Origin of the sequence: Nocardia farcinica, from assembly GCF_029867845.1 — a bacterium.
GTDB classification, from domain to species: domain Bacteria; phylum Actinomycetota; class Actinomycetes; order Mycobacteriales; family Mycobacteriaceae; genus Nocardia; species Nocardia farcinica_A.
This window is the reverse complement of sequence record NZ_JARWRU010000238.1, coordinates 1-1275: the sequence shown is the minus strand read 5'-3', so window position 1 is coordinate 1275 and position 1275 is coordinate 1. Positions and strand designations below refer to the sequence as shown.

Here is a 1275-nt window from a genome sequence, read left to right as displayed (position 1 = left end):
GTCGGAGTACGAGCTGACCCGCGACGACGTGGTGCTGCAGAAGACCCCGGCCACCTTCGACGTGTCGGTGTGGGAGTTCTTCTGGCCGTTGCAGATCGGCGCGCGCCTGGTCGTGGCCAGGCCGGACGGTCACCGCGATCCGGCCTACCTGGCCGAGACCATCGCCGCCGAGCGGATCACCACGGTCCACTTCGTGCCGTCCATGCTGGCGGTCTTCGTGGCCGCGCTGGCCGAACTCGGCGCCGCCCGCGCCGGTGTGGAGTCGCTGCGGCTGGTGTTCGCCTCCGGTGAGGCGCTGCCGCCGCGCACCGCCCACCGCCTGCTCGAGCTGACCGGAGCCCAGCTGCACAACCTGTACGGCCCCACCGAGGCCGCGGTCGACGTCACCTACCACCAGGTGACCGAGGCCGACACCGACACCGTGCCGATCGGCGCCCCGGTGTTCAACACCCGGGTCTACGTGCTGGATTCGCGTCTGCGGCCCAGCCCGGTCGGTGTCGCGGGTGAGTTGTACCTGGCGGGCGACCAGCTGGCGCGCGAGTACGTGCGCCGCGCGGATCTGACCGCGGACCGGTTCGTGGCCAACCCGTTCGGCACGGGTGAGCGCATGTACCGCACCGGTGACCTGGTGGCCTGGACGGCCGACGGGGAGCTCGAGTACCTGGGCCGCACCGACTTCCAGGTGAAGCTGCGCGGTCTGCGCATCGAGCTGGGTGAGATCGAGGCCACGCTCACCGGGCTGCCCGAGATCGCGCAGTCGGTGGTGGTGCGCCACGTCGACCAGCGCGGCAACGAGAACCTGGTGGCCTATGTGGTTCCGGCCTCGGGCGCCACTCTCGACGTGGATCTGGTGCGCGAGGATCTGGCCGCCAAGCTGCCCGCCTACATGGTCCCGGCGCTGATCATGGCGCTGGCGGAGTTCCCGCTCAACGCCTCGGGCAAGCTGGACCGCAGGGCGCTGCCCGCCCCGAGCTTCGAGGCCGCGCAGTTCCGCGCCCCGACCACCCCGGTCGAGGAGATCGTGGCCCGCACCTTCGCCGAGGTGCTCGGCGTGGAGCGGGTCGGCCTGGACGACGACTTCTTCGCCCTCGGCGGCAACTCGCTGTCGGCCACCCAGGTCGCCGCGCGCCGGTCGGCCGCGCTGAACACCGATTTCGGTGTGCGCGAGCTGTTCGAGGTCTCCACCGTGGCCGCCGTGGCCGCCCCCCCCGAGTCGCGGGGGGGGGCGGGGGCCCCCGGCCCCCCGCCCCCCCCGCCACACGCCCCCCGGGGGGG

At 72.9% G+C, this 1275-nt stretch carries 1 protein-coding gene; it reads left to right on the top strand.

From position 1 onward, the window contains the following. A partial coding sequence (locus tag QH283_RS04965) for an AMP-binding protein (RefSeq protein ID WP_280501830.1) occupies positions 1-1275 on the top strand: 1275 nt, incomplete at both ends.